The sequence below is a fragment of the Dysgonomonas sp. 521 genome, assembly GCF_010501055.1.
Classification (GTDB): Bacteria; Bacteroidota; Bacteroidia; order Bacteroidales; family Dysgonomonadaceae; genus Dysgonomonas.
This window is the reverse complement of record NZ_QVMO01000032.1, coordinates 1-24,551: the sequence shown is the minus strand read 5'-3', so window position 1 is coordinate 24,551 and position 24,551 is coordinate 1. Positions and strand designations below refer to the sequence as shown.

The window sequence follows — 24,551 nt, the reverse complement described above, 5'->3', positions numbered from 1 at the left end:
AAACTATTATAAAATGAGAAAACTGTTTTATTTACTTGCTGCAGTATTATTGTTGACTTCATGTAATAGTAAGCCTATCGACCTGAATGTAATGAGTTTCAATATTCGTTACGATAACCCTGAAGATAGCCTGAACAACTGGCAATACCGTAAAGATATTGCAGCTCAGGCGATAAAAGATCAAAATGCCGACGTTGTCGGGGCGCAAGAAGTTTTGGTAAACCAACTGAATGACCTTAAATCCCGTCTGCCGGAATATAACGCAATCGGAGTAGGACGTGAAGATGGTATTGAAAAAGGAGAATACAGCGCTATTTTTTATAAGAAAGACAGACTGAAGGAAGTTGAGTCGGGTTATTTCTGGCTGAGCGAAACACCCGAAGTCGTTGGGTCGAAAGGATGGGACGGAGCTTGTGAACGTATTGCCACATGGGCTATACTGGAAGATGTAAGCAGCAAAAAACAATTTTTCTTTATAAATACGCACCTCGACCATGTAGGCAAAGTTGCCCGTCAGGAAGGAGTGACCCTGTTACTGGACAGAGCGACATCGCTTGGTAAAGGATTGCCGGTTGTTATGACAGGCGACTTTAATGCTGCTCCTGAGTCTGATGTAATCAAACATGTAACAGATACATCCAATCCGGAACATCTCATCCACTCTAAAGATATAGCCGTAGAGAAAAGCGGTACGCAATGGACATTCCACGGATTTGGCAGAGTACCTGTGGAAAGGCGCGAATTTATTGATTATGTTTTCGTAAGCAAAGATATTAAAGTCTTAAAACATAGTGTACTTCCTGAAAAATTGGATGATAAATTTATTTCAGATCATTCAGTTGTAGTCGCACACATAGAAATAAAATAAATCTAGGGTGACAATGGCTATAGGCTAACAGCTAAAGACTAAAAAAGAAAATAAATAATGAAAAATATTAAAAATATAATATGCCATTTATTTTTAATGGCAGGGCTGATATTTGCTCCTGTTGTTACCGATGCCCAGCAACGGATACTCATTCATTCCCATAATGACTATGAGCAAAGAGTGCCATTTTATCAGGCTTATGCGCAGCAGGTAGCATCTATCGAAGCAGATATTTATGCAACTGAAAAGGCTAATGAACTAAAAGTTGCGCATGACCAGCAGGATGTCTCTGCGGCGCCAACATTGGATGAAGCCTATATCACCCCATTGGTAAATCTTTTCAAGCAGAATGGGGGAAGGCCCTGGAAAAACTCCGACAAAAATCTCATTTTGCTGGTAGACCTGAAAACTCCGGCGAACCCGACACTGGATATACTGGTATCTAAACTGAAAGCATACCCTAATGTTTTCGATCCTGCAGTAAATCCTTATGCGGTTAAAGTCGTCATTTCAGGCAATCGTCCGGATGAAGATGATTATGGGAAGTACCCCTCATTTATTTTTTTTGACGGATACAAAACAGACTATACGCCTGAGCAACTGAAAAGGATTGAAATGATAAGCCTCTCTTTTCGCGACTATTCCGTGTGGAATGGCAAGGGAACTATAATAAAGGCTGAGTTTGACGAGGTGATGGAGACTATAAACAAAGTACATGCTCTGGGTAAGCCAATCCGTTTCTGGGGAACACCTGACGGCGTTACGGCATGGAATACATTCCATAATATCGGAGTGGATTATATCAATACGGACAGGCCTGAAGCATGCGCAGACTATTTTTCCCAGTTCGAAAACAAGAACTATCAGATAGGTAAAAACGAAGATATATCGGATGAGGTTGCGCGTGCCAAACGGTTGGATAAAACCACTGTCGGATTTCAGGGATTCAATAATAAGCTGTTGCAATTGTCGAAAGGTATAGATGTATACACACCGACATATAAGAATGACGGCAGCAACAAAACGGTAAAGAACATTATCTTCCTGATTGGTGACGGTACAGGGCTGGCACAGTTACAGGCCGGAGCTACCGTTAATAATGCGAATTACAGGAGTGGCAACGGACTTACCATCTTCAACATGAAATATCTCGGACTGCAAAACACCAGCGCTAAAGATGCCTATACAACTGATTCTGCGGCGGGAGGAAGTGCTTTGGCTACAGGAGAGCTTCATAACAACCGCCATATAAGCATGAGCGAGGATGGTGTGCCTTATCCTTCGATGACCGATATTGCCTATGATGCGGGGTATGCCTGTGGTGTAGTAACGTTAGGTAATGTGGCGGATGCCACTCCTGCCGCATTTTATGGACATTCGGTAGAAAGGGATAATTCCGATGAAATCACGTCATACCTTCTGGATGGCAAACTGACCATACTGAATGGTGCAGGTATGTCTGTTTTCACCAAAAGAAATGATAACAAGGATATACTAAGCGAATTGAAAAAGCTGTATCGTATATCCACATCTATTGATGACATAAATGCAGACAACAAAAAGGTAATCTGTATAGATGAACAAATGGATTTAGCCGCCTCGGAGGAGACTCTGTCCATGCTTGCCGACGCTACCAATCAGGCTATAAAGAAACTGACTGCTACTAACAGCAAAGGATTCTTCCTAATGGTGGAAGGTGCCAAGATAGACTATGCGGGACATGCCAATTCGTTCCCCGGTTCTGTGATGGAAACATTGAGTTTCGACCTTGCCGTTAAGGCGGCACTGGAGTTTGCCGATACCAATGGTGAAACGCTGGTTGTAGTAACCGGCGACCACGAAACAGGAGGACTTACCCTTGTGGATGGTAATGCAGAGAACGGACATCTTACAGCCCGCTATATGACAGACGACCATACACCGCTGATGCTGCCTGTATTCGCTTACGGACCGGGCGCTTCCGAGTTTATGGGAGTGTATAAGAATACACAGATTTTCCATAAGATGAAGAAGGTTTTAGGATTGTAAATTAATAATCAGACCTTTTTGTCATACTGAGGTACGAAGCATCCCGACCTTTAATCGAATTGTTTCTACAAGAGACTCTTCACTTCGTTCAGAATGACAGAGAAAAAATAAAAATAACATGAAAAAACATATACTTATAATCATAACATTTTTCTTTGCAACTTTTTCATTTGCCCAAAAGAATACGATACAGCTCAAATTCAATAAAGACGGGCATTTTAAAATTGCACAGTTTACGGATATCCATTGGAGTAATAATTCTCCTAATTGCAGTAAGACTATTGAAGTTATCAGGCAGGTCTTGGATGCAGAGAAACCGGATATCGCAATCCTTACCGGAGATATTGTAACCGATACCCCTGCTAAAGAGGGCTGGGAGTCTATTGCCAGGATTTTTGAAGAAGCTAAAACGCCCTGGGCGGTAACGTTGGGGAATCATGATGAAGAGGCAGGGCTGACGCGCGAAGGAGTATTCGATTTTATAGAAAGTTTTCCCTACTTTATTGGGGAAAAAGGCCCGAAGCTGAGTGGCAGCGGCAATTATGTACTGCCTGTTCTGGCTCATCAGGGAACTAAGGCCGCCGCTCTGCTCTATTGCATCGACTCGCATAATAAACCTTCGGCTTATAAGTATGGTCACTACGACTGGATACATTTCGATCAGATAGACTGGTACAGAAAGACCAGCGATAGGTATACACTCCAAAATAATAATGCACCGCTGCCGTCGCTCGCTTTTTTCCATATTCCTGTCTTGGAATTTAATAATGTTGTAGGAAAAGAAAAGACCCTGGGAAATAAGGAAGAAGGTGTGGCTTCTCCTGAGATAAATTCGGGAATGTTCTGCTCTATGGTAGAAAAGAAAGATGTGATGGGCATTTTTGCAGGACACGACCATAATAACGATTATATAGGTATAGAGCAGGGTATAGCATTGGCTTTCGGGCGTACCTCGGGGGTCGATGCTTATGGCAAACTGGAGAGGGGAGGACGTATTATAAAAATGTACGAAGGCAAAAGCCAGTTCGATACATGGGTAAGAACACCTAAAGGCACAGAACTGGAATACTATTATCCTTCAGGACTATCTTCGGCAGATGAGGAAACTATGCAATACCTGCCGGCAAAAAAGCTTGAGGTAGCAAATCAAGGCGTGGAATATAAATATTACGAAGCAGACTTTAAACTCACTCATACCGATATGATCGCTTCTGCCCGCCTTGTAAAGACAGGGATATTGAATAATTTTTCTATTGCCCCAGCTACGGTGATGGATTCTATGGCCTTCGAATATAAGACATATATAAAAATACCGGAGAGAGGTGTTTATCAGTTCTATACATTCTCTGATGATGGTTCCAAACTCTTTATTGATGGTAAAGTCGTTGTAGATAACGACGGGTCACACAGCCTGAAACGTGCAGATGGAAAAATTGCACTTGAGGCAGGGTATCACGAACTGAGACTTTTGTATTTTGAGAATTATATGGGAGAATTTCTTGAAGTAGGTATATCGAGCCGTAATATAAGGGAAGATGTGATTCCGGATAATATGTTTTATATTGGTAAATAATTATCTTATATATAGTACTAAGATGACTTTTGTCATGCTGACGAAGGAAGCATCCCGACCCATTTATTCATAAAAAAATGAAAAGATATCCTTTGTGCCTCAGGATGACAGCAGAAAGAAAAGGTAACAGATAAAACATATTAAAACCTGTCACATTTGGCTCCGCTTCGCTCTGCCGATTTTCAATTGTCACTTTTTACAAATAGAAACCTGATAATAAATAGTTTACAAAAAGTAACAAATACCATAAAATGAAAAGAATTTTAAGTATCATTGTTCTGACCTTGGTCTCATTTAACTTGTTCTCGCAAGAGGAGAATGGCGAAGCACTGCCAAAATATAACCTTCCGTATAAAAATACCTATGTGAAAGAGGCTTTGGTGACAGAGAATGAGTTCCGTATAGCTAAACCGGAAGAGGTTGTGCCCAAAAGTTTCGAAGAAGCTAAGGATATACTACCTGCCCCTATATGGGAAGGGCATGCTAAAGAGATAGAAATGTACTGGAAAGCCTGGCAGATAGCTATCGGCAATATTCGCCAGCCACAAAAAGGCTCGGGATTTGTTTCCAGTTATCTGGATACGGCTTACAATGGCAATATATTCATGTGGGACTCCTCGTTTATGATGATGTTCGCCCGCTATGGTTACCGCTTCTTCCCATTCCAGCATACATTGGATAACTTCTATGCCAAGCAGCACCCCGATGGCTTTATCTGTCGCGAAATCAAAGCTGACGGAGCAGATTGCTTCGAGCGCTACGACCCTACAAGTACAGGGCCTAACCTGTTGCCGTGGAGCGAGATGTTGTATTACAAGCAATATGGAGATAATGAACGCCTCGAAAAGATATTCCCTGCACTGTGTGCCTACTATAAGTGGCTGAAACTGAACCGTACATGGCCTAATGGCACTTACTGGTCGAGCGGGTGGGGCACAGGTATGGATAATATGCCCCGTGTACAGCCTCAGTATAATATGATATATAGCCACGGACACATGGTGTGGCTGGATGCATGCCTACAGCAAATACTGATGGCTAATGTACTTCTCGAAATAGGCTTCTATCTGGAACGCTGGCAGGAGATAGAAGAGTTCGAAGATGAGATAAAGATGCTGACCAAGTATGTGCATGATAATCTGTGGGACGAGAAGACCGGATTCCTTTACGACCAATATGCTGACGGAAGCCTGAGCACTACAATGGGTATGCCTGCATTCTGGGCATTGCACACCGATGTGCTGGATACTAAGCAACTGGATAGAATGATAAAGCATCTGGAAGACCCGAAGACCTTTAACCGTCCGCACAGGGTGCCATCACTGTCTGCCGACAATCCGAAGTACAACCCTAAAGGACGCTACTGGCAGGGAGGTGTCTGGCCGGGTACAAACTATATGGTTATCACGGGGTTGGATAAGAGAGGTTATGCCAAACTGGCTAAAGAGATAGCTAAGAATCACTATAACAATGTATTCGAGGTATATAAAAACACAGGTACATTCTGGGAATATTATGCTCCCGAAGCAGCCGAACCGGGCTTTATGGCACGCAAGGACTTTGTAGGCTGGACAGGGCTGCCGCCTATCGCCGTATTTATCGAATACATTCTGGGTATCCGTTCCGACTTTGCCAATAATGCCGTAGTATGGGATATTACCCAGACGGAAGCACACGGTATGGAGCGTTACCCCTATGGGCCTGACGGACTGGTTTCCCTTAATGTGAATAAGCGTAATTCGCCCGAAGAAACGCCATCCGTAACCGTAGAATCAAACGTAGCATTTGAACTGACAATATACTGGGGAAAAGATAAGAGTAAGAAAGTAAGTATTCAGCAAGGAAAACAAACAATCTAACCGGGACAGCCCAAAATGAATCTGCCTCTGACAGTTGTTCGGAGGCAGATTTTATGCTTATAAGTACTCCTACACTCCGCTGAATGCTGAAAAACCTCCATCCACAGGCAGTATAGCCCCTGTGATAAAGCTGGCCGCGTCACTGCAAAGGAACTGCACAGCGCCGTTCAACTCTGTTATGTCCCCAAAACGTTTCATCGGTGTCTTAGCCAGTACTTTCCGGCTCCGTTCCGTTAATGAACCGTCTGGATTGATAAGTACGGCACGGTTCTGGTTGCCGATGAAAAATCCCGGCGCAATGGCATTGACACGCACTTTATCTCCGTATTTCAGAGCCATTTCTGTAGCCAGCCACTGGGTAAAATTGCTGATACCCGTCTTAGCCACGGAGTAACCCGGCACACGTGTTATTGCCGAATAGGCAGCCATAGACGTTATATTGATAATATTACCATATCCTTGTTGCGCCATAGCCTCTCCGAATATATACGAAGGATATACCGTTCCGTTCAGGTTCAGATTGGTAACCTTTTCCCAGTCGGCTATCTTCATGTCAAAGAACGGCTGGCCGGGTGCTAAGGTTGCTCCAGGCACATTTCCCCCGGCTATATTTATAAGGATCTCTATCCTTCCATATTCAGCCAATATATCTTTTTTGTTCCGTTCCAATGTGTTTAGGTCGAGAACATCGGATTTGAAGAATGTAGCTTCGCCGCCACCCGCTTTTATCTCTTCTGCCAATGCCCTCCCGCTCTCTTCCGAGCGTCCCAGGATGATAACGATTGCCCCTTGTGTAGCCATATACCGGGCAATGCTGGAACCTAACACACCATAGCCTCCGGTAATGATCGTCACACGATCTTTTATACTAAATAGTTCATTCATAATATTCTAGTCTACTTACTGTTCACTGCTTACTCCTTACTGTTGACTGTTTACTGTTTTCACCGTAGCTATAACGCCATCTATCTGAGCCAGAGCATACATACGCCCGTAAAATGAATAGCCGGGATTATACCCCTTATCCCCATCGCCGAGCATCAGCCGCCCGTGGTCAACACGCATTGGTAATAACGGATTTTCACGTTCAAATATGCGTACCAACTCTATCAGGTGCCCCCTGCCTTCGAGGTGTGGTGCTTCTATAAAATTACCATCCGCCATCACATCCGTACTCCGCAGGTGAATAAAGCGTGTGCGTGAAGCAAATCTTCTCGCCATTTCGGGCACATCGTTATGCAGTCCCGCACTGAGCGAGCCTGCGCAAAATGTCAGCCCGTTGTACGGATTATTCACCGCGTTCAGTATCCAGTCTATATCCTCGGCGGATGTTACGATACGCGGAAGCCCCAGCATCTGATAGGGAGGGTCATCCGGATGAACGCACATATTGATCCCATATTCCTCGCATACAGGCATCAGCTGCGAAAGGAAGTACTTCATGTTTTCACGTAACGTGTTCCTGTCTATTCCTTTATAAAGAGACAGCAGGTTTTTGAATATGGCAACCGGATTCTTGTCTCCTTCTTTTATATTGCCGTTGACAAAGCCCTGAGTTTTGACTATAATCGTATCTATTAAGGCATCCTTCTCTTTTTCAGTAATCGTCTTACTCAGCTCATGCACCTTAGCCATTTCTTCGGCGGTGTAGTCTTTCTCAGCACCTTCACGTCCGAGGATAAAGCAGTCGAAGTAAGCAAAGCGTATCTTATCAAAGAATAGTGAAGACGTACCGTCCGGCCACGGATGCTCAAGATCTGTCCTTATCCAGTCTATCACAGGCATAAAGTTGTAGCAGACCGTTTTTATTCCTGCTTCGCCCAGATTGACAAGGCTTTGGATATAATTCGCAATCAGCCTGTCCGTATCTTCGCCTCCGTATTTTATAGCTTCACTGACAGGAAGGCTTTCCACTACAGACCAGTGCAGACCGTGTCCCACGATATATTGTTTCAGGTCGTTTATCGCTTCAGGTGCCCAGACCTCTCCATTGGGAATATCATGCAATGCCGTGACAATGCCCTCCACCCCTATTTGCCGGAGCATAGGAAGGGTTATCTTATCTTTTTTGCCGAACCATCTCCATGTCTTTTCCATATAATTAGAATTTCAAGATTAGAGTTTATATTCAATAAGATTATATATGGTTTATTCTCTGTGATTTAATTGCCTGCTGCTTTAGCTGGAGGATAATAGTCTAATCAGATAATGGCTTTAGCCAAAATGTTTTGACTAAAGTCGTTTTCTATCTGTATTATTATCCACGACTTGAAAGTCGTGGCAACTAAAACTCCTAAAAATATGCATCTTACTCTTTTATTGAATATAAACTCTATTTCATATTTTTTAGTTTACTACTGTTGACTGTTGACTGTTGACTGTTAACTGTTAACTGTTAACTGAATCAATTATGATGCTTCATATCCAACTTTATCTTTTTCAGGTCTTCCAGTTCGTGTACAGGGCGTTCTATATCGTATGGTACCGGGCGGTTCGAAAATGTCTGAAAGTATAACAGGCATGCGTCTTTCCACCATATGGCGTCACGCGCCTGTATTTTCAGTTTCGACTGCACTTCCCTAAAGCGCTGTTCATCTGTATATTGCTCCATCCTGTCCCATACTTTCTGATATTCCCTCACTTGCTGCACACCCGAATCGTATTTATAACAAAGGGCATCCCACAACGTTTTACTATCCTTCATCTTATAATCCCACGGTATATGATGAAACCAGAGCAACAGGTTTTCCGGGCAAGATTCTATAGTGCCATACACTTTATCCAGTGGCGGAAAATACTGAGACACAGCATTGCTACCTGCCGCAGTACGGTCAAATCCCAATCCGGCACTATCCGCTTTATGGTAATACACAGCAGTCCAGTCAGGCCGCCCCGCTTCCGACAGCCAGGGTTCAGGCCCGTAATGATGGTTTTCCGCAAATATATGATGAAGACCCAGCGGCATCATATAATCTACAGTGGCCTCGCGTGATGAGAGCATAATTTCTTTAACCGGTTTTACAAATCCGTCATTATTTGAAAATGTCATCTTTATCCACTCATCGGCAATCGTTTCAGACGGCAGCTCATGATTCCACGCCAGACGCCCGAATGCATACCAGTTGGCTTGCGCAAAATGATGCCCGCACCAGTTGGTATCCTCTCCTATATTGGCTACGGCTGAGATTGCCGTCAACTTGGCCGGACGTAATGTGCCGTCTGTTAGTCTTGCTATAGTAGAGCCTTTCCCGTCGGAATATGTATCACTATCCAACGTCTCTTTGAAGAGAGACGCCAGATAGACAAGATGGTTTGAGAAACCCAGGTATTCCTGTGTAATCTGGAATTCCACCATTTCGGCTGTATGTTTTAATGCGCCAAATAGAGGATTGAACGGTTCGCGCGGCTGAAAATCGACAGGCCCGTTCTTTATCTGGATAATTACATTATCCCTGAATTGTCCGTCAAGCGGAACAAATTCTGTATAAGCTTGCTTAGCCCTGTCTTCTTCTGTTGGATTATATACAAACGCGCGCCACATCACTATTCCGTTATAAGGCTTCAACACATCGGCAAGCATATTTGCGCCGTCGGCATGGGTACGCCCGTAATCCTGAGGCCCGGGCTGGCCTTCCGAATTGGCTTTGACCAGAAATCCTCCAAAATCGGGAATGAGTGTATAAACTTCCTTTACTTTATCCTGCCACCATTTCCGTACATCCGGATTCAGCGGGTCAGAGTCCTTTACTCCTCCTATGACTTTAGGTGACGAAAAATTGACAGATAGGTACACCTTTATCCCGTAAGGGCGGAATATATCTGCCAGCGCTTTCACTTTTGTAAGATGCTCGTCAGTAAGTATTTGCGGGGAGGCGTTCACATTGTTCAAAACAGTTGCGTTTATCCCTACCGAAGCATTCGCCCTCGCATATGCTTCGTATCGGGGAGATAATGTGTTGGGCAGTTCGTCCCACTTCCACAGCGAATAGCCTGCATAGCCACGTTCTACCGTCCTGTCCAGATTGTCCCAATGATTGAGTATCCGTATATCATATTTAGGGCTTTCTTCCATATCAAGGTTGAAACAATCCGCCCCTGTTTGCTGCAAGCGCAACAAATGATATGCTCCGTACAATAAGCCTGCATCCTGTGACGCTGATAGGATTATTTTATTTTTGTCACTTTTTATCCGATAACCGTCTTTCAAATAGCTTAACTTTTTATCCAGTTGGAATTCGACAGGCTGGCCCTGCCAATGCGCGGCCAATTCCTGACGGGCAATATCAATTGACGGACTTTTGTATTTAGAAATAACCTGCGCCTTCTCTTGTCCCGATTGAGAGAAACGAAGCCACAGACGGCTGCCGTCCTCCGCAAAAAGTGACAGAGGTAACACAAGAGTAAAAACAATTAAATATATGTGTTTCATGTGTTTATAAAATACGAATTGTTAAAAAGTGACAAAGGTGACACATATTTCATCATTTTTCAATGTTACTTTTTAGAGTCTGTTTAAATTTTATAGCAAGTCTTTTTTATAGCTATTTTTAGATGGATTTTATCATTTTTGCTAGCCGGTTTAGCGGGCTAAACCAAGAGTAAAAAGGGTAAAAGACGCTAAAAAGAGCATAAAAAAATTGCTAAGAACTATTGACCTGAACCTGTAATAAAAATTTTCGCTAAAATTTAAACAGGCTCTTAGTTGTTACAATTGAAGCCTATATCATATTATATAGATAAATTAATTCATAATTAATGCAATACACCCCTACATAAATCAATTATCTGTCAAAAGGATAACGGACTCCCCACTCCTTCCGCAGATCGTCCATCATACGCATTATGCGCACCGTCTCGGCATGAGGCATATACGGAGATTCCAGCCAGCCGTTCCGCAGGGCTTCCATGCAGGCATATACCTGATATTCGTATCCTGTGATCTGTGGCGGGCAATCGTACCGTGCTACGGTTTCATAATTATTATTTACCACGGTTATGCTCTGCGGGTTATTTATATTTTCCACTATCAGATGTCCTTCTCTGCCTGAAATAACTCCCTGACGGTCTGTTTTAACGTACATACTGCTATGTAATACAGCCATCTGCCCACTTTTGAATGTAATGGTTATGCTATTCTGTGCATCAACCCCTGTAAGCATTTTTGTACAGGAAGAAACGATATTTTCAACTTCTGTTCCGAATACCATAGATGCAAAATTGACGGGGTATACTCCCAGATCGAGTAAAGTGCCACCTGCTAAAGACGGTTCTTTTGAGCGCTCTTTGTCGGCAATAGGGTAGCCTAGGTTTGCAGAAAGCATCATCGGATAACCGATAACGCCGCTGGCTAAAATTTCATTTATCTTTTGCGACAGCGGCATATACCGTGTCCATATCGCTTCTGTGATAAATACATTTTTCTCTTTAGCCAGATTTAATACCTCTTCTGCCTGCCAGGCGTTTACGGTAAAGGCTTTTTCACACAATACCGGTTTTCCTTTCAGTATACATTGTATGGCATTCTCGTAATGAAGGGAGTGGGGTGTTGCTATATAAACCAGCTCTACCTGTTCGTCATCGAGCATAGCCTCATACGAACCGTAAGCCCGTGTAATTCCCCATTCCCGGGCAAAAGCGTCGGCTGTATCCTGCCTGCGTGAAGCAACTGCATAGGCTTCTACATTCTCCATGCCTTTGATGGTTTTAGCCAGCATTCCGGCAATCCAGCCTGTTCCGATAATTCCTATTTTCATACGATAATATTTTAGAGCCACCCCCTCCCTTTTGGGGAGGGACGGGGTGGGGTGTGTTAACTATTAACTGTCTTTATCGTTCCATCTTCATTATATTCCAGTTCGACAACCTTCATACTACGCAACCATGTTTTGCCGCCCGAAGGGGCGCTGTCGTGATGGAAGAGATACCACCTGCCTTTAAACTCAACTATACTGTGATGCGTTGTCCAGCCTATAACCGGGGTCAGTATCACGCCCTTGTATGTGAACGGGCCATAAGGATTGTCCCCTATAGCATAGCATAGCAAATGCGTATCTCCGGTAGAATAAGAGAAATAATACTTGCCGTTGTACTTGTGCAGCCACGAAGCCTCGAAGAAACGGCGGGATGTATCTCCCTGTGTCAGAGGGCTGCCGTTTTCGTCCAGTATAACCACATCGTGCGGCTCTTCGGCAAACTCAAGCATATCGCCCCTCAGCTTTGCCACCTTAGCACAGAGTGCAGGTTCATTGTCGGCAGGGATGGCAGCACACTCCAGTGCCTTATTGTTACGGTAGCGCTGCAACTGGCCACCCCAGATACCCCCGAAATAGATGTAATATTCTCCATTCTCCTCAAAGACACATGGATCGATACTGTAACTGCCTTTTATCGGGTTTTCCTGAGCAACGAAAGGCCCGTACGGCTTATCACTTACGGCAACACCTAACCGGAAGATGTCGTTCTGGTCTTTTAATGAAAAGTAAAGATAATATTTCCCATTTTTAAATGCTACATCATTGTCCCATAATTGGCGTCCCGACCACGGAATGGTTTCCACGGAAAGTACTTCACCGTGGTCTGTTATTTCTCCGCTTTCAATATCTTCCATCGAAAAGACATGGTAGTCCTTCATATTGAAGTGATCGCCGTTATCATTTTCAGGAATACCGCTTTCCCAGTCGTGGGATGGGTATATATATATCTTACCTTCGAAAACATGCGCCGAAGGGTCTGCCATATAGGCGCCGGGAAATAAGTGTTTTGCTTTTTTCATCGTTATATTTTTTTAGTTACTCCGCCCTACGGGCAGTAACAAGTAATTAATAATTGGTTTTCTATTGCTAACTGTTGACTTACTCTTCGTTTGCCGATAATTCATTATTTTTCATTCAGATGCCTTTCTTCAATCTCCCTGTTTATTTTGTCGATTACATCATCTTCCAGTTCATACTTAGATATAATAAACATGGCAAGGATAAGTAGCATAGCAGGTATCACAGCTACCAGCCACAGAATACCCTGCTGAGCGAAGTCCGACTGTGAAACCGCATTATCTTTGTCAAAAGCCACAAAAGCCAGTACAAGTCCGGGTACGACCCCGCCCAATGCCATACCTGCCTTGTAGAAGATACCTGTCAGGGCATTGACGATACCCGAAATCCTTTTTCCTGTGGTGTGTTCGCCATAAGAGATTACTTCGGGAACCAATGCCCACATATATCCTGTAGCAACAATTATACCTGTAGACTTTATGAATTGGGCTACAAATACCAGCCAGACTTGAGTCTTCAATGCAGGGATTACAGAGATAACATAAAGCAGCACCATGCCGATAATGGCAACGGTAAGGAAGACATAAAACATTTGTTTTTTTCCAATAGCACGTTTTATAGCGGGTACCATCGGCATAAAAATAAAGGCGGGAATAGAACCTAATGCCATAAAATAGGGCAGCATATCGGGTGCCCCTACATTATAAATCATATAATACGACCCCGCGGAATTCCCGATAGCCATCATAGCGAACGCCGTAATAAAGAAAAATGCCAGTATACGCAAGGGGCGGTTGTGCTTAAACTCCATCCATAGGTCAGAAGCTTTTACATTCTCCGTCTCTTTTTCGTCCATTACTACCCGCTCTTTGGTCTGGGTATAGCAAAAGATGAGTAAAGCCAATCCTACGACAGCATAGATAGTCATGGTAATAAACCATGCGTTTCCTGCTTCCGATGAATTGATTTTTCCATCGGGAGAAAGCATTTTTACAATGATAGGAATACCATAAGCGACAGCCAGCCCTCCCAGATTGGCTAAGAACATGCGGGCCGAGGTAAGTTTTGTAATCTCATCGGTATCGCGTGTGAGCGAAGCATTTAGCGCCCCGTAAGGAACATTTATCAAGGTATAACACATCGAAAGGCCTACATAGGTAATATAGGCATATACCAGCGAACCTGAAAAACCATTCCAGAAACAAAGGATGGCAAAGCCTGTAAGGGGAATACCGCCCAGAACCAGATAAGAACGGTATTTGCCGAGTTTAGGATTGTGCTTATCTACAAATGCCCCCACTATAGGGTCCCAGATAACATCGACAACCCTGACTATTAAGAACATGACGCCTGCCGCAGCCGCAGAAATGCCAAATACATTGGTGTAAAAAATAAGCAGATACATCGATACTGTCTGGTAGATAAGGTTCTGAGCCAAATCGCCCGAGCCAAAACCGATACGCTGTACCCATGATAATTTGTAAAAACCTTTCGATTCGGTCTTTTGTGTTGTTGATTCCATTGCTTTTTCGTCTTTGTTATATTATTCTTTTTCTTTTCCGGTCACAGTATTACCAATGGTCAGCACATGCTTATATAGATTGGCTTTACCCTTACTCTGATAACCTTCGACACAGAAGGCTACCTCATATATTTTCCCAAGCCTCATACCCATTGTTTCCCAGGCTTTGAAGTGCTCGCTAACGGGAATAGTGCCGGCAGTGTTCTTATCGGTACGTACGCTCCAGTATTGCCGGAAAGTTGTGTCGCCTTCAATGGAAGGCTGTTCTACACGTATGGTTTCATAAATATCATACATACTGCCGCCGATATTGACAGTACCTTTGGATACAGCTCCGGGCGGACGCCAACTGCCCCAAGACTCTACAATATAAAATTCGACCAGAGGATCGACCGACCAGCCATAAACACATAAATACGAATTGCCATCCGGCTGGTAGTCGCAACCATAATCGAGGGATATGGAGCCAATCTCATCATGTGTCTTTGTGCTGTCAAACTTTTTGCCTGTACGGAATAGAGCATTATTGATATTGTCCCAGCTGCACTCAAACGCGCCACCTTTCTTCAAAACCATGCTCACATCGCCTTTGTCGTGCCAAAGTTCGTATCCGAAGCCATCATGTACGCCGGATTTATTACTTCTGATGGTATCGGAATACTCTGCCTGAAAGGGGGATGCCGGTAATCCTTCTTTGTTTTTAAGGTTCGCACCCTGCGGATTGTCAGCCCACGCATAACGGACCGACAGGGGTTGTGGTACTTGGTTGCTCCAGACTTTTACTTTATTCTTTTCTATCACTATCGCATCGGCCCACACATATCTTTTGTCAACTCCCGCAACCGCGAATCCGTTGAGTATATCGTTGGAGTATAGGCCGGAACCGACCGATTCGAATGTGAGGACGATATTATTACCGTCCAGCTTCACCCCTTCGAGCCGGGGGCCGGAACTTACAACCCCGGTCTCTTTATAGGCTACACGTTTAGCTTCTAAGGCCAGAGATCGCCCCACGCCTTTTTTATTCAGTGGATGAATATCGTTCCATTCGCCTAGACCGAGTGTTACGGCCATGCCTGTATATGGCAGTTTTAGTGCCAAACGCTGGGCTTCTCTCAATTCTGCCAGCCCGCTTTCTGAAGGGTATCGCGATGGTTTGTTCAGTTCGGGGAGCTGTGCGTATATGAAAGGCAATTCCGGCTCATTCCGCTGTGTTCTCCAGTCTTTAATCAAATCCCGAAAGAGGTTTGTATATTCTTTTGCCTTCCCTGCATTCGATTCTCCCTGATACCAAATGACTCCTTTCAGGCTGTAATTGGCTAGAGGCGCAATCATACCGTTATACAGTCCCGTAGGCTTGTATTGGAAAAATGTACTTGCCGGAGCAGGAGAAAGCGCAGCCCCTACACGGTATTTCCATTCTCCGGTCAGATCAATTTCTTTGCTCCCTGTGATAATTTTATAAGGCTTATCTTCTTTGATGCCACCCCATCCATTTGTAACGATCCTTATAGCAATAGTATTCTTCCCTGCCTTCAATGTACCTTCCGGAATCTGATAAATACGGGGCGGGTACTGATAGCCTGTCGTTCCTACAAATTTTCCGTTTACATAAGCCGAATCGGAATCGATAATATACCCTAAACGAAGGATAGCCGGTTTGCCGGCATCTCCGGCCGGCATCTCGAATTCTTTGCGTAACCATATTACTGCGTTCTTTACATTTATGCCTTTATCTTTCCACAATCCCGGAAGATAAAAGTCATCCCATCCTGATGTATCTACGTCTTCTTTATGCCATAACCCGATACCTTTGTCAGTCTTTATCATTGCCGCATACCATTCGTTCCCCGCTTTTTGCTCCCGCGCTCTTGTGTCTTCTACAAAACCAACAGCAGCGCATTTCTTTGCTTCGGCTTCATATACAGGATAGTTTTTTATGGCCTCGCCACTGATCCACGCCTCAGCCGGAGAACCGCCAATAGCCGTATTGACAAGCCCTACGGGTACTTGATGTTTGTCGTACAGGTCTTTCGCAAAAAAGTATGCCACGGCTGAAAAATCAAGTATATTGCCAGGTGTTACGGCTTTCCATTCCCCGCCTTGCAAATCAGTTTCTTCATTTTGAAAATTATACTTCATCGGTACACGAAATTGCCGTATCCGGGAGTTGTTAATATCTTTTACCTCATCCCTGTACAAATCCAATGTACGGCGGACAGGGAGCTCCATATTCGACTGCCCGGAACAAAGCCATACATCGCCGATAAGGATATCTTTTATCTCTATATCGTTTACCTGCATGATGTAAGGGCCTCCTGCGTCATGCTTTGGCAATTCTATACGCCAGTTACCGTTCCTGTCGGCTTTGGTATCGTATGATTTGCCGAGGAAGGTTATGTTGATTTTCTCACCCGGAGAGGCCCAACCCCATATATTGAGTGGCGCTTCACGCTGGAGTATCATACCATCGCTTATCAGGCGGGGTAGTTTTACTTTTGCCTGAATACATGTAGCACCGAACAATAAGATAGTGCTACACAGTAGCATCTTAAACATGTTTCTTTTATTCATATACAGTTATTTAAATAACATAATATTTATGGATTTTATATTGTAGGAGCAAACATATGTGTTCGCCAGTTGTATTGAGGGTGTGCCAAAAGTCAAAAAAAGAGTAATTGTCATTGCTGGCTTGATTCGCAATTTATTCATAATCAAGGTTGTATTCTTGAGAGCCGTATCAGGCACGGAATGACAGGCTTTTGCCCCCTGCGAGTATCTATTTTTCAGATGGCTTAGATATCATTTTTCATGTAATGCAAACATACAAACGATCGGAGAGAAGCTGATTTCCGGATGTTTCAATCTCTTTTCGGGATGTAACATCTCTCTCCGGGATGTAACATAAACTTTTCCCTATGTAACATTCCCTTCGAAAATGAGGATATATCTTAGAGCCTGTTTAAATTTTATAGCAAATCTTTTTTATAGCTATTTTTAGATGGATTTTATCATTTTTACTAGTAGGTTTAGCGGGCTAAACCAAGAGTAAAAAGGGGAAAAGACGCTAAGAAAGAGCATAAAAAAGTTGCTAAGAATGAATTACAAGAGCCTATAATAAAAATTTTCGCTAAAATTTAAACAGGCTCTTATTATTATTTCTAAATTTGCATATACCTCATATATCTAGTTACCAACAACAAGAAAATGTGAAAACGCGCATTCTTATATATATACTATTCATTTTTGCTTCATTACACATTACCGGCCAGACAGGGAAGTTCTATTCCCCTGACGAGGATTTGTCCAACAGCCTTATCAATCAGGTATATCAGGACAAGAGAGGTTTTATATGGATTGCTACCGAAAACGGGTTAAACAAATTTGACGGAACAAAATTTACGATTTACAAGCATCAGCCCGAAGATTCTACTTCGCTGAAAGATAATTATGTACGATCTGTCTTCGAAGATAGCGCCGATAATCTGTGGGTGGGTTGCATCAACGGCCTTATGATATACGACTGGGCTACAAATTCTTTCAGGGAAATAAAGATGTATAAGGATGGTAAAGTAGTAGCCCCGCATATCACTTGCATGATGGAAGCCGCAAATGGAGACATCTGGATTGCAACCTCCGGGCAAGGCCTTTTTGTCCGGAAAAAGGAAGACCCTGAACATTTGGTAAAATCAGAGTTGGCATCGGAACTGAACAGCAACTACCTCAACCTTGTGTTCGAAGACTCGAAAGGCAATCTGTGGATAGGGTCGGAATACAACGGGATAAACCTGTATCGGCCAAAGACAAGGGAAATAAAGGTGTTTACCGCACCCGGAGGTATCAGCAGCAACAATATTTCATCTATAGCAGAAGACAAGCAGGGAAATATATTTGTAGGAACTCTTTCGCAAGGGCTTAACAAATATGATGAGCAGGCGCAACTGTTCAGGCAGGTGTCTTATCCCGGCAACTCACAACTGTTAGTCAAAACATTGCTCCTGAGCAGAGAAAATACATTATTTATAGGAACAGACGGGCAGGGGCTAAAAATATATGATGATAAGAAAAATATCGTTGAAGATTATGAAATAAACTCCGCCCCTTTTGATTTTTCGAAAGGGAAAGTACATTCTATCTTACAGGACAAAGATAATAACTACTGGTTAGGCATATTCCAGAGGGGTATAACCTTTATTCCCGGAACAGAAAAGAAATTTGATTATTATGGTTTTAAGTCTTTAAAAAACAACCCCATCGGATCCAGTTCGGTAATGTCTATCTGCAAAGACCATGAGGGTATTACATGGATAGGTACCGATAATGATGGCATATACGGCATAAATGACAAAGGCGAACGGGTTTCCCACTTTGCGCAAACCCCTTCCCCTGCCTCAATATCAAATATCATATTAAGTATTTTCGAAGATTCGAACCACGACTTGTGGGTAGGCTCATATACTAAAGGGTTGGCCAGGCTAAACCGGAAAACCGGAAATTGCGAATACATCCCCGAACTATTGAATGAGAAAGTGTACTGCATCTCGGAAGACAACCAGAAAAATCTGCTTGTGGGGACATACGGTGCGGGATTTTACCAAATAAGCCTGAAAGATGGAAAGATGGTTTATTTTGAATCGAGAAAGAGCGAGGATGATGATTTCTCCATTGACGAATTAAGCAATCACTGGATAAACGGCATATTATTCGACAGCGAAGGGCTTATATGGATAGCTCACTACAAAGGTGTGAGCTGTTACAACCCGGCAAAAAAGACATTTATCAATTACCTGAAACAGAATACCATCGTACCCAAAACAATAGCCTATACCCTCTATGAAGATAAATCGGGGAAAATATGGATCGGAACCTCTTCCAGCTTATATGTATTCGATAAGAAAGATGAATCGGTAAAAAGTTATTCGATAAAAGACGGTCTACCCAATGATGTAATTTGCGGGATACAGGAAGATGAAAACGGCAATATCTGGATAAGCACCTATTTGGGAATCAGTAAATTTGATGTTTCCGAAAACCGTTTCATAAACTACTATGCGGGTGACGGCCTGCAAGGAAACGAGTTTACCCGCGGCGCACAGTTCAAAGACTCGAAAGGAAAGATATATTTTGGTGGTATCAACGGTGTCACATCCTTCTATCCTAAAGATATAACCGATACGAAGAAGGAATTGAGGGTTTTAATAACAGACTTTTACTTATTCAACCACGCTATCCGGAAAGGAGATAAATCGGGAGGGCACGAAATCATAACCACATCGGTACTTGACGCGGACAGGTTCACTTTAAGTTATAACGACAATACTTTCAGCATTGAGTTTTCCACACTGGAGTACACTAATCCCGAACGTATCGTCTACCAGTACATGATCGAAGAACTCGGCTCCGACTGGATAAATTCTTACCCCGGAGCAAACAGGGTTACTTATACGAACCTCAACCCGGGAACTTATACGTTCAAACTAAGGGCGCAAGACCATGACAATTATTCCGCAATAAAAACAATAAAGATAGTCATTACACCACCCTGGTACCAGTCTGTATGGGCATACACCGTTTATGCTATACTGATCGTTTTATTCGCTTACTTTATAGCCAATTATATCCGGTCGCGCGTGCTGCACCGTCAGGAAGAGATGAGAAGAAACCATCAGGAACAGATAAATGAAGCCAAACTGCAATTCTTCATTAATATATCCCATGAGATACGGACACCGATGACGCTGATTATAAGCCCGATGGAGAAATTAATGTCTGAGAATAAAGATGCTAAGCTCCAGAAAACATATATAATGATTCATCGCAACGCCCAACGCATACTGAGGCTTATCAACCAACTGATGGATATACGGAAACTGGATAAAGGACAGATGCGCCTGCAATTCAGAGAAACGGATATTGTAGGCTTTATAGAAGATTTGATGCTGACCTTTGAATACCTCGCCCAGAGGAAAAACATATATTTCGATTTCATACATAAAGACGAGAAGCTAAATGCCTGGGTAGACCTCAACAACTTTGATAAGATACTGCTCAATATCCTGTCAAACGCATTCAAATACACGCCCGACAATGGTAATATCACTATAGAACTGACTTCCGGACATGACGAAAATGTAAGAGGGCCTCTGCGGGAATATTTCGAAATTACCATTACCGATAGTGGCATAGGTATTGATAAAGACAAAATAGAGCAAATCTTCGAACGCTTCTATCAGATTAATAATGACCTCACTAATTCCAACTTTGGTACGGGTATAGGACTACACCTGTCCAGATCGCTGGTTGAACTGCATCACGGGACAATATCGGCAGAAAACAGAACCGATGCTCAAGGCACCCGTTTCATTATCAGGGTTCCTCTGGGTAGCGACCACCTGAAAATACAGGAACTCAACAATGGAGAAACCTATAAGACCGAGCCTGTGGATAGGCTTTCTGTCTCTCCTGAAATAATAGACAATGGAGAAGACAGGAAAAAGGAGAAGCCTAAGACCAGATACCGCATACTGGTAGTAGAAGATGAGGACGAAATACGTGATTATATAAAAAATGAGTTATCGTCAGAATACAGGATAACAGAAGCGCCTGACGGCAAAAAAGCACTGGGGATCATTCTTACCGAAAACCCGGACTTAATCATCAGCGACATTATGATGCCCGAAATGGACGGCATCACACTTACCCGAAAGGTAAGACAAAACGTCAATATCAACCATATACCCGTTATCCTGCTCACGGCAAAAGCCACACAGGAAAACACGATTGACGGGCTCGATATTGGTGCGGATGCCTATATCTCAAAACCTTTCAATACCGAACTGCTAAAGAGTACAGTCGCAAACCTCATAGAGAGCAGGCAACTACTCAGGAATAAATTTACCGGACTGCAACAACAGGAAGACAAACTACAAAAAATAGAGATAAAACCGGCTGACGAAATACTGATGCAAAAGGTTATGAGAATCATCAATGAGAATCTCTCCAATCCTGACCTCAGCGTGGAAATGCTGGCTACAAATGTAGGCATGAGCCGTGTACACATGCATCGCAAACTCAAGGAACTGACCAACCAGTCGGCTCGTGACTTCATCAGGGGGATACGCCTGAAACAGGCCGCTACTCTACTATCGGGTAAAAAGCTGACAATATCTGAGGTCGCTTATGCTACGGGGTTTTCCAACCTGTCTCATTTTTCCAGTTCATTCAAAGAGTTTTACGGATTATCTCCGAAGGAGTATACCGGGAGGAACCAAAAGAAAGACAATCAGGCTTAGAACATTCAGATTAAGCAGAATAATGTATTATTAATATTCCCTGATACCATTTAAAGAGATACTTATAATGGTATCAGGGAATATCCGATCCTTTACCTTATAGTTTCTTCAGCCCTTTAACCTGAGTTTTGTCATTTACAGGAAAAACACTTATCGCATATCCGCCTCCGGGTGCTGATTGTTGTTTCAGTTTAGATTTACTGTCAACAATAACCTTGCGGATTTCATAAGCCTGCGGATTTGTTTTGTAATGAGCGTCCTTCGCATCCGAATATATAGTGGCAATGTACTGCTTATCTGCATCCAGAAAATCAAAGGAGATATTCGAAGTAAAGCCTTCTTCTCCGGCAACGTTTCCTACAAACCAGTTATCTGTCCCTTTGGCTTTACGGGCTATGGTAACGTATTCTCCCGGTTCGGCTTCGAGGTATTTGCTGTCGTCCCAATCCAACGCCACATCTTTGATAAACTGGAAGGCATCCATAAATCGCTCATAATGTTCAGGAAAGTCGGCTGCCATCTGCAAAGGGCTGTACATTGTCACATACAGTGCAAGCTGGTTAGCAAGAGTACTGTTCACATGCGATTGATTGTTCGGATTGATTTTTTCAATATCCATCTCGAATATGCCCGGAGTATAATCCATCGGCCCGCCTATCAGCCTTGTAAACGGAAGGACAGTCACATGGTTCGCTTTACTGCCGCCAAAAGCCTGATATTCCGTTCCGCGTGCCGATTCATTACCTATCAGGTTTGGCCATGTGCGGCTGACGCCTGTAGGACGGGTAGCTTCGTGGGCATTAACCATAATTTTGTGTTCCGCTGCTTTTTCGATGGCATACTGATAGTGGTTGTTTAACCATTGGCTATAGTGATATTCTCCGCGTGGGATCATATCCCCCACATATCCTGACTTAACGGAAGTGTATCCGTTGTCATTCATGAATTGATAGGCAGCCTCCAGATGACGTTCATAGTTGCGGACGGAACCCGAAGTTTCGTGGTGCATCATCATTTTCACACCTTTGCTTTTTGCATAATCGCGTATCCCTATCAGGTCGAAATCAGGATAAGGCGTAAGGAAGTCGAACACATAATCTTTGGCATTCCCAAACCAGTCCTCCCAGCCTATATTCCATCCTTCTACCAGTACGGCATCGAATCCGTGCTTAGCTGCAAAGTCAATATACCGCTTCACATTCTGCGTTGTAGCACCATGACGGCCATGAGGCTTTACTTTCGAATAATCGGTAACTCCCAGTTGTACGCTTGGTAAATCATACGTATACGACCATTCGCTTTTTCCGGTAATCATCTCCCACCAAACGCCTACATATTTCACAGGCTTGATCCATGAGGTATCTTCTATCTTACATGGTTCGTTCAAATTCAGTGATATATTGGAAGCCAATATATCACGGGCATCGTCGCTTACGATAATCGTCCGCCACGGTGTATTGCAGGGAGCCTGCATGTGTCCCTTTGTACCCTTAGCATCCGGTGTGAGCCACGATTCAAATACAAAATTCCTGTCATCCAGATTCAGGTGCATGCAAGCGTAATTGATTAAAGCGGCTTCATGCAGGTTGATGTAGATTCCGTCATCTGTTTTGAGCTGCAAGGCGGTTTGAACGCCTGTTGGAGAGAAAGGCGTTTGCGAAGCATTGGGCGTAATGGCTCCTTTCATCAATCCTCCGATTTCAGATAAGCGGGACGTGGTATAATCATATTCCTGCGTATCGTAATCGCCCGGTATCCAAAGTGCGGTATGGTCTCCGGTCATGGCAAACTGAGTGCGTTCTTCCCTGATAACAAAGTATATCAGGTTCTTTTGTCGGGGAAACTCGTAACGGAAACCTAATCCGTCATCAAACAGCCGGAAACGGATAATCATTTGCCTGTCAGTTTCTTTCTGATTCAAAGTTACGGCCAACTCGTTATAGTGGTTACGGATGTCTTTAGCCTCTCCCCAGACTGGCTGCCATGTTTCATCAAAAGATGATGCTTTGGCATCTACTACCTCAAAGTTATCGTATAAGGATGTTTTCGGGTCGGTACTTTCGGTTTTTATATCCATCTCCGCTCCAAACTCGACTTTGGTTGTATTACCAGTTAGTTCCAGTCCCAGCTTACTTGGTTTTATAACTTGCTTTCCTTTATAATCGAGCTGATAAGTAGGTATCCCTCCGTTCTGTACGGAAAACTTCATTACCAGATTTCCATCAGGGGATATTAATTCTTGTGCTTGTACCATATAGGATAAAACACATAAGTTCAACAAAAAGATTATTTTCTTCATTATATTATTTTTCATTTTTATAAAAAGTGATAATTCAGGGAACAGTCAACAGTCAACAGTCAACAGTTAGCAGTACATAAAAAGGCAACAATCTACCTCCACTACCGTGCGAATCTTTCGCGGGGCTTATCCAATTGAGGGTGTGTCAAAAGTAAAACATCTCTATCAAATTGCTACTCTCTTTGTCATTCTGAGTGCAACGAAGAATCTCGACCTACTAGATACGAGATGTTTCACTCCGTTACCAATGACGTCATTTAAATTATATCCGTTTTGACAATCATAAAATTGTGTTTTTTAGCTAGTTTACCCATAAGTCTTATTTCGTTAGCATTGA

The 24,551-nt window shown here is 43.2% G+C and carries 13 protein-coding genes; 5 read left to right on the top strand and 8 right to left on the bottom strand.

Translation table 11 applies throughout. The features are described 5' to 3' along the window. The first annotated feature begins 13 nt into the window (after nucleotides 1–13). The 4 genes from D0T84_RS10485 (at nucleotide 14) to D0T84_RS10470 (ending at nucleotide 6,328) form a co-directional block, all read left to right on the top strand. A complete protein-coding gene (locus D0T84_RS10485) occupies nucleotides 14–868 on the top strand; it encodes an endonuclease/exonuclease/phosphatase family protein (RefSeq protein ID WP_163307828.1) in 855 nt (284 codons plus the stop codon). Nucleotides 869–925: 57 nt separating this feature from the next. Then, complete coding sequence (locus tag D0T84_RS10480) at nucleotides 926–2,896, top strand: alkaline phosphatase (protein ID WP_163307827.1); 1,971 nt, start codon at nucleotides 926–928, stop codon at nucleotides 2,894–2,896. A 118-nt stretch (nucleotides 2,897–3,014) separates the two neighbouring features. Continuing rightward, nucleotides 3,015–4,469, top strand: a complete 1,455-nt coding sequence (locus D0T84_RS10475; RefSeq protein WP_163307826.1) for a metallophosphoesterase — start codon at nucleotides 3,015–3,017, stop codon at nucleotides 4,467–4,469. A 251-nt stretch (nucleotides 4,470–4,720) separates the two neighbouring features. Then, nucleotides 4,721–6,328: a trehalase family glycosidase gene (locus D0T84_RS10470; RefSeq protein WP_163307825.1), complete on the top strand. Its 1,608-nt coding sequence runs from the start codon at nucleotides 4,721–4,723 to the stop codon at nucleotides 6,326–6,328. 69 nt (nucleotides 6,329–6,397) lie between these two features. Here the strand turns inward: D0T84_RS10470 and D0T84_RS10465 are convergent, their stop codons facing one another. From D0T84_RS10465 to D0T84_RS10435, 7 genes are all read right to left on the bottom strand, one after another. Continuing rightward, the gene (locus D0T84_RS10465) at nucleotides 6,398–7,213 is read right to left on the bottom strand and encodes an SDR family oxidoreductase (protein ID WP_163307824.1); all 816 of its coding nucleotides are present in this window, start codon (nucleotides 7,211–7,213) and stop codon (nucleotides 6,398–6,400) included. Nucleotides 7,214–7,249: 36 nt separating this feature from the next. After that, entirely contained in the window at nucleotides 7,250–8,425 is a 1,176-nt protein-coding gene (gene uxuA, locus D0T84_RS10460) for a mannonate dehydratase (protein ID WP_163307823.1), read from the bottom strand. Nucleotides 8,426–8,732: 307 nt separating this feature from the next. Continuing rightward, nucleotides 8,733–10,757, bottom strand: a complete 2,025-nt coding sequence (locus D0T84_RS10455; RefSeq protein WP_163307822.1) for an alpha-glucuronidase — start codon at nucleotides 10,755–10,757, stop codon at nucleotides 8,733–8,735. A gap of 352 nt (nucleotides 10,758–11,109) precedes the next feature. Next, nucleotides 11,110–12,081 carry a Gfo/Idh/MocA family protein gene (locus tag D0T84_RS10450; RefSeq protein WP_163307821.1) on the bottom strand — a complete coding sequence of 324 codons (972 nt, stop codon included), beginning with the start codon at nucleotides 12,079–12,081 and terminating at the stop codon, nucleotides 11,110–11,112. A gap of 56 nt (nucleotides 12,082–12,137) precedes the next feature. Continuing rightward, nucleotides 12,138–13,100 carry a glycoside hydrolase family 43 protein gene (locus D0T84_RS10445; RefSeq protein ID WP_163307820.1) on the bottom strand — a complete coding sequence of 321 codons (963 nt, stop codon included), beginning with the start codon at nucleotides 13,098–13,100 and terminating at the stop codon, nucleotides 12,138–12,140. A 104-nt stretch (nucleotides 13,101–13,204) separates the two neighbouring features. Then, on the bottom strand, nucleotides 13,205–14,620 hold the full coding sequence (locus D0T84_RS10440; RefSeq protein ID WP_163307819.1) for an MFS transporter: 1,416 nt from the start codon (nucleotides 14,618–14,620) through the stop codon (nucleotides 13,205–13,207). Nucleotides 14,621–14,641: 21 nt separating this feature from the next. Next, on the bottom strand, nucleotides 14,642–17,194 hold the full coding sequence (locus D0T84_RS10435; RefSeq protein ID WP_163307818.1) for a glycoside hydrolase family 11 protein: 2,553 nt from the start codon (nucleotides 17,192–17,194) through the stop codon (nucleotides 14,642–14,644). A 638-nt stretch (nucleotides 17,195–17,832) separates the two neighbouring features. Between D0T84_RS10435 and D0T84_RS10430 the strand changes: the two genes are divergently transcribed. Continuing rightward, entirely contained in the window at nucleotides 17,833–21,915 is a 4,083-nt protein-coding gene (locus D0T84_RS10430; protein ID WP_163307817.1) for a two-component regulator propeller domain-containing protein, read from the top strand. Between the two features lie 97 nt (nucleotides 21,916–22,012). Here D0T84_RS10430 and D0T84_RS10425 read toward each other — a convergent pair whose 3' ends face one another. Next, on the bottom strand, nucleotides 22,013–24,214 hold the full coding sequence (locus D0T84_RS10425) for a glycoside hydrolase family 97 protein (RefSeq protein ID WP_163307838.1): 2,202 nt from the start codon (nucleotides 24,212–24,214) through the stop codon (nucleotides 22,013–22,015). Nucleotides 24,215–24,551: the final 337 nt, after the last annotated feature.